Below are 7,341 nucleotides of genomic sequence, written 5' to 3' on the forward strand. Positions count from 1 at the left end.
TATGCCTTCGAATCATTCATAGGAATTTTATTAAGTACTACACCTAAAATTTCTATACCGCTTGCTACCAATGACTCTTTAGCCTTCTTCGCCATGTCTATTTCCAGCTTGCCTGACGCAATTACCAGCACAGCACCTTCAATATAGCTTGACATTACTATAGCATCCGTTACAGGTACCACTGGAGGCGAATCAAAGAAAACATAGTCATATTTACCTTTTAGGGATTCAACAGTTTCCTTCATTACATTTGAATGAAGAAGCTCCGATGGATTACCTGGAATTTTACCAGAAGTCATAACATCGATATTCAATGTATCTATTCTGTTTATGAATCTGGAAATATCCTCCCCGTACATAAGATACTCTGCCAGACCTGCCTTGTTTGAAATTTCAAGGGCTTTATGTATCCTTGGTTTTCTCATATCGCAGTCGACTATGAGTACCTTCTGTCCATTCTGAGCCATTGCAACAGCAAGATTAATCAAGGTAAGAGTTTTACCTTCTCCTGGAGTGGCGCTGGTAACCAGTATGGTTTTCATATTATTATCCAAATTGGCAAACTGTATATTTGTCCTCAAACTTCTATAAGATTCAGATATAGGCGATTTAGGCTTGTTGTGCACTATCAATTCATACAAATCCTTCATTTATTTCTCCTTTACACTGCTGAATTCAACTATGCTTCCAATTACTGGAAGTCCAAGATGCTTTTCAACATCTTCAGCAGTTTTTATTGTTCTGTCGAGCATTTCAAGAATGAATATTATGAAAACTCCCGCCATGATTCCCAAAATGAATGCTATGGCAGCGTTCAACATAAGCTTGACATTTATTGGATTATTTAGCGGTATTGCCTCATCAATTATCTCAACATTGTCAACCTTAAGTATCCTCATAACTTCCTTTATAAATACATCCGTTATTGTATTTGCGATTTCTGCAGCCTCAACAGGATCTGTATCCTTTACAGATATTTTCAATATTTCCGTAGATCCAACCGGACTTGATGTAATGCTTGTCAAAAGACCGTTATAGGTCATGTCCAAATCAAGCCTGTTAATAACCGCTTCCAGCACTATCCTTGACTTGACAATTTCACTGTATGTTACAACGAGCTTCTGACTTAGATTGATGCTCCCAAGGTCAAAACCAGATGCTATATCTCCTATACTGCTGCTCTTCGAGCTATTTACCATCATTGTTGTGTTCGACTCATACATTGGCGTTATGGCAAACATTGTAACAAGTATCGAAATAACAGTAGCAATTATGGTCGTTGCCACTATTATCCATTTCCTTTTTAGAACTATGTGTACCAGTTCCAGTAAATCTAGTTCTTCTTCCATTTTTTCCTCCAAAATTCTCATATATTCCCAATTTTTATATTTTAGTTAGCAAAGAAATCCTTCAAAGTAATAAGATAGTCTGCTGCTACAGATGCTCTTATTGCCATTTCAATATCTGTCCTGGTTTCCTCTGATAGTTCATGGTCCCTGTCCTTTACATCATCCATTTCGGATTCATAGTCGTATTCATAATCAGCAAGATAGTTTTCCATTGCATCCTTTATATCAGATACAATATCACGAGAATTTTCATCAAGTATGCTTGTAAATGAGTTTTCTCCTTTAAGTACCTTTTCCAGACCAGAAACAGTCTTTTCCATAGAATATATCACATCTGCATCAGGCTTGTCTATACTGTTGTTTCCACCTGAAGATATTCCTCCAGTTATACTATCAACCTCTGTCAAAGCCGCTTCTTCTTCCTTCAGATGAAGAGCTTTAAGGAGTGCAACTGCAACAGATTCCCTTGTATCTGTCTTGTCTCCATTGAAATATCCTTCTTGAAGCTCAATTATTTCCCTTTGCAAAAGAGCATTGACAGCATCCTCTGCCCAGAGCGCTACTTCATCTTCGGTTTCTGCAAAGATCTCTGCCGGATAGTCCAGTATGCTGTTCAGTACATAGGCCGCTTCCTGTCTGCTAATTTGTTTTTCAGGTCTGAAGGTTCCATCAGGATAACCTTGGATGTATCCGTTTTCAACGGCTGTCTTAAGCTCCTCTACAAACCACTCGTCTCCTGCTATATCTGTAAAATCCAAGGTTTCAACTTTCTCCGTAAATCCAAATGTTCTGTTTACAAAGGTAAGAAATTCAGCTCTGGTTATAGTTCCTTCAGGTCTGAAAGTACCATCTGGGTAACCCATAGTCATTCCCCTGTCGTAAAATTCCATTATTAGTGTTGTGTTAGGATTGTTTTCATCCAAATCTGTAAACGCAAATACTGCCTGGCTGAAAAACAAGCCAAGCAACAGGGATAAAATTAATATTTTTGAATAGTTTTTAAAATTCATTGTTCGATCTCCATTAGTTTAAACAGAATTTAAAGAGGGAACATGAATATCCCTCTTCAAAATGTTATTTCATATTATTTATTGTCAACTTATCTATAATGTTTCAAAAGTTGACGTTTTCGTAGTATCATTGCCGTCATCCAATATGATAATCATTTCATACTTGACTGTAGTTGACGGATTGATATTTAACAGTGGATCCATAACCGCTGTTATAAATGCTTCCTTGTCTCCACCTTGAGTAAATGTTGCCAAGTTCTGGTTGTCTTTTCTAATCTCAAGACTCTTGAAGTTATAACCATCGTATTTTATTGATGAAAAGTCTACAGCTTCAGCAACTTTAATCATGTCATTCTTTACAACATTTGTATCTGTAAGGTTGTCTGCCGTTGCCAATAATACTGCCTCTAGCATGTCTTTCTTTTCAGCTGGTGTATATTCAGCCCCAGACTTCAGTGGCAATGAATCATATACTGTACCGGACAAGTCTTCAACTTCAGCATATTCAAAGAATGTCAATGCATCAATAAGGAACATTCCATCATTTCCTAGAATCGCATCATTAACATCATCATAAAATGTATCAAAGTTGTTAACTATAAAGTTCAAAAATACCTTGCCAATCTCATAACCATCTGCATCATCTTCAACTTCCAGAGTCAAAGTTTGATTCGCTGTACCACTGCTAAAAGCAACAGTAAGATCAACAGTAGTAGGTTCGACAGTTCCTCCGCCACCGAATCCGCCTCCGCCAATTGGTTGTTCTAATTCAACTTCCTCTGTTTCTTCTCCTGTTCCTATAGCAACTGAATCAGCAGTACCGGTTATGTCTTCAGGTGCTTCGTCAAATGAAACATCATCGGCATTTACAACTGCTTCTTCAACTGTTCCCGTTCCTGAAACTGCTACAGTTGCATCTATTTCCATTGTTTCAACTATTACTTCTTCGCTAAGTGTTATTCCACTACCTTCTGCATCTTCCGATACAACCATGGTGCCTACAGTACCATTCTCCAAAGTTAATTTTTCCACAGTACAGTCGACATCAATTTTACCGAAATCTCCACACAATACAACCTCATTTGCGTTTTCTATATCAAGTATGCCAACAGATCCTGTATCAGCAACTGTTACATGCACCTCTTCGCCCACTCCATCAAGAACCAATTCACCTACTGAGCCGTTTTCAATTGTAATACTATCAACTGAAGCTTCAATAGTTACCTTGTCAAAATCCCCATCAAGTACCAGTGGTTCACCAGGCTTAACAATTAATATTTCAACCCCTCCAAACCCTGTTCCTTCTCCATTAAGATTTTCCTCCTGCAGCTTTCCACCGGACAACATTTGAACATGGCCTACTATTGTATCTCCTTCAGCCAATATACGAATCTTACCACCGATCTTGATAACTACCAAGCTTCCAATGTCTGAGTTATTTATTATTATGGAGTTTTCTCCTCCACCTAATACTACAAGCTCGCCTAACACTTTTACATTGTCAAGTGTTATGTCGCCTTCTCCAACACCTTCAGCTATGTACAGATTACCTTTTATTGTCGTATCCTTGATTACTACATCCGCTTCGTTTACAAACAAGTTTCCATTGTAAGTTCCAGTAACGGTAGAAGGTTGTTGAATAATATCTCCTGCAATATTGCTTATAAGCGTTATAGCTTCCGCCCTTGTTAGATTGGCAAGAGGTGCCAGCTCACTATTTCCTCTTCCATTCATATAGCTTGACTCAACAAGTGCATTAACTGATTGTATAGCCCAATTTGATATTACATCTCTATCATTGAACTGTGTATAAGCATACTCATTTTCAGCACTCAGTTTAAATGCCCTTTCTAATACTACTGCCGCTTCCTGTCTAGTTATCTTGTCCAGAGGTCTGAACATGCTGTTTGACCCCTTTATTATTCCTGCTGTCGCACCTTTGTTTACATTGTGGTAAAACCAGTCGCTTCCTGAAACATCATTAAAGATGTTTGTATCCTCTTCTACGAATCCAAAAAGACTGTTGAGCATTGTAACAAATTCAGCTCTTGTTACAACATTGTCAGGCTTGAAGGAACCGTTTGAATATCCCTTTACTATACCATAATTATACCATTTTTCAATTACAGGCTGAGCCCAGTGTCCTGCATAGTCAGCTTCAACAGCTGATGCAAAACTTAATTGAGACAGTACTAAAACTATTACTACCGTTAAAACCGTAATTCTTTTCTTAATGCTTTTCATAGTCTACCTCTCCTTTATTCCGTTTAATTTATTTAGTTGCTTAAGGTATAAAACCCGTCTTTATTTCATCCGATCAAGTTCATTAATCAAGTTAAGTGAACTTGATACAATTTCAAGTATGAACCCATATATTCGGTTATGAAAACAAAAAAATATCTGCATGGCAGATATAAATACAATACTAATTATCCCAATTTATACACCCTGCTGGTATTTTAACAAATATCATTTCATTAATCAAGTAAAAAAACTTGTTAAACCCATATTTTACAGTATTTTCACTTCGATTTTTAAGCAATTTTCCTATAGGACATTTCAGCAACCCATAAACAGGTGTTTTAGTAATGAATGAAGTTATGCAATTGTCGAAAAATAAATACTTACTATGTGTGTTTTTTATTCCAAAGCAGGGGTTTCCACTAACCGAAATATGGTATAATTATTCTATAGAACACCTTAGTAAAAGCAGAAAACCAAATTAGAATGGAGGGAAAAATTATGAAAAAAATGCCGATAATATTGCTGGCATTCATTATCATCATGACTTCATGCTTACCTGCCTTTGGAATTGACACAATCACACCAATAATTCCCACAAAAACCGACCCTATAATTGCAACACCCATAATAATATCACCCATATTTACAGCTATTTTTCATACTAAGGCTGTCTATACCACTCCTCTCTACAGGCTCTACGACAGCGATTCCGACAAACATTCCTATACATCCTCATCAAGTGAAAAAGCAGACCTCATCGTAGCAGGATTGACTGACGATGGAATAGTTGCATATGTGAGCCCTGTAAAGCTACCAGGATATATTCCACTTTACAGACAAGAAATATTTGGACAAGTAGAAATTCTTTCAACGACAAAATTATCCTCCACCAGCTGGTGGACAGATACAGGAACTGTAGGATACATACAACCAGATACCTTCACAGGCTCCACAAAAGTACACGAAAGTGCAAAAGCACTGTCAGAAGGAGAGTCCTTCTTTAATACAAGCTACTATTACTGCGATGACTACTTCCAGCATATCCTCTTCGGTAAACTACCGAAAGTTCCTCTTGGATATAATCTGACAGACAAAAGGTTTAATATGTGGAAAACCTCCACGAAAATTCAAGAAATCACATTGACAGACTTGCCTACCAGTGTAACCGGCGGTCACAAGTATACTGTCAGCTGGACAACACTTGTTGCTGGAGGAAAGGTAGATCTCCTATACTCCATGGATAATGGTAGCACCTGGAACACAATTATAGAGAACAAGGACAACCCTTCTACGATTGGCAGCTATTTATGGACAATGCCAAATGTAACTAAAAGCGAAATGAAGGTGAAGATCTATTGGAAGCCTGCTGCAGGAGAAAGCTCAGTTGCCTGGGATACTTCAAATACCTTCAAGAGCACCAGGGATTTAATCATAATGGAATTTCTTCCCATTAAGCCTGGAATTGATGTACTGGGATTTGCACCATCCAAACCTACAAGTCTTACTGCAAAGGCAAGCATCGTATCCCCTCAAATCAATCTTTACTGGACCGATAATTCCTCCAGTGAAACAGGATTCTCCATCGAGAGAAAACCCAATGGTGGGGTATATTCTAAAATAGGCACTGCAATTGCCAATGCAACTTCATACAAGGATGCATCTGTTTCTTCAAGTGTTAAATACACATACCGAATACTGGCTAAAGGCTCGATTCTAAATTCAGGATATTCCAATGAAGCAACGGCTACATATTACGGCATGGTTCTAGCACCAGTCATTCCCGATGGATTACTGCACCCAATCTTTCCAAATCCTCCTGTAAATCCTTCAGCGGCATTTACAGACGGCTCCATGTCAGAAGTATTGATCTCCTGGGATTCACCATCAGGTGATTATACAGGATTCAATGTTGAAAAGGATTCAGGAAGCGGCTGGACAGTCATTGGAAACACTACTGAAGACGACCATGACTATGTGGATGTTGACCTTGACGGACTTTCAGGAGAAATATTCTACAGGATTTATACCTATGACGAAGCATTGACTTCTTCACCTTCAAGTACGGTTTCAATAAGCCTTGATGGGGAAATGGAAGAAGAACCCGATATATTTGACGGTACACAATCATCATGGGCAGAGTCTGAACTAATAGAAGCCTATGAAAACGAACTTACCTATCCAGGCGTAATGCATGATTACGGAAGAACAATAACAAGAGAGGAATTCTGCGTCCTTGCTGTTAAGCTCTATGAAAAGCTTACAGGAATGGGTATAATTCCTGGAGAAGACCCCTTTGTTGATACGGACAACCCTGACATCCTCATAGCATACAAACTGGGTATTGTAAAAGGTATAAGCGCAACAGAGTTTGCACCTGCAAACAATATTACAAGACAGGAAATGTGTGTAATGATCTACAGAGCACTTGTTGCAGCCAGATATGATACCACTGTAGATACAATGGCAGCCTTCCCATTTACCGATTCACGTTCAATAGCATCCTGGGCAATGAACGAAGTGAAATTCTGTTACCAGAACAGCATCATGAATGGAACAAGCCCAACAACAATAGATCCACTATTGAACACTCCAAGGGAACAGGCTATAATACTTATCAATAGAACATATGATTCATTCAGCAGCCAATGACCCTGCAACTGACAAAATCGTGAATTTTGACTAAACAAGAAAGCCGTTGAAAACTCAACACGAGTTTTCAACGGCTTTTCAATTTCCCG

5 protein-coding genes are annotated in these 7,341 nt (G+C 38.3%); 1 reads left to right on the forward strand and 4 read right to left on the reverse strand.

What is annotated here, in order from left to right:
• From AC3AX0_RS04315 to AC3AX0_RS04330, 4 genes are all read right to left on the reverse strand, one after another.
• Positions 1 to 650, reverse strand: a 650-nt coding sequence (locus AC3AX0_RS04315) for a CpsD/CapB family tyrosine-protein kinase (RefSeq protein WP_487549075.1), incomplete at its 3' end; no start/stop codon positions are given.
• Positions 651 to 1,349: a YveK family protein gene (locus AC3AX0_RS04320; RefSeq protein ID WP_487549076.1), complete on the reverse strand. Its 699-nt coding sequence runs from the start codon at positions 1,347 to 1,349 to the stop codon at positions 651 to 653.
• A gap of 41 nt (positions 1,350 to 1,390) precedes the next feature.
• A complete protein-coding gene (locus AC3AX0_RS04325) occupies positions 1,391 to 2,359 on the reverse strand; it encodes an S-layer homology domain-containing protein (RefSeq protein WP_487549077.1) in 969 nt (322 codons plus the stop codon).
• Between the two features lie 93 nt (positions 2,360 to 2,452).
• Positions 2,453 to 4,603, reverse strand: a complete 2,151-nt coding sequence (locus AC3AX0_RS04330; RefSeq protein ID WP_487549078.1) for an S-layer homology domain-containing protein — start codon at positions 4,601 to 4,603, stop codon at positions 2,453 to 2,455.
• 498 nt (positions 4,604 to 5,101) lie between these two features.
• Here AC3AX0_RS04330 and AC3AX0_RS04335 point away from each other — a divergent pair, with 498 nt between their 5' ends.
• Entirely contained in the window at positions 5,102 to 7,252 is a 2,151-nt protein-coding gene (locus tag AC3AX0_RS04335; protein ID WP_487549079.1) for an S-layer homology domain-containing protein, read from the forward strand.
• The last annotated feature ends 89 nt before the right edge of the window (positions 7,253 to 7,341 follow it).

The organism is Dethiosulfatibacter sp. (assembly GCF_983023055.1).

Bases quoted from the DNA above. Each gene is read 5' to 3' on its own strand.
- AC3AX0_RS04320 (WP_487549076.1), bottom strand. From the start codon at position 1,349: ATGGAAGAAGAACTAGATTTACTGGAACTGGTACACATAGTTCTAAAA.
- AC3AX0_RS04325 (WP_487549077.1), bottom strand. From the start codon at position 2,359: ATGAATTTTAAAAACTATTCAAAAATATTAATTTTATCCCTGTTGCTT.
- AC3AX0_RS04330 (WP_487549078.1), bottom strand. From the start codon at position 4,603: ATGAAAAGCATTAAGAAAAGAATTACGGTTTTAACGGTAGTAATAGTT.
- AC3AX0_RS04335 (WP_487549079.1), top strand. From the start codon at position 5,102: ATGAAAAAAATGCCGATAATATTGCTGGCATTCATTATCATCATGACT.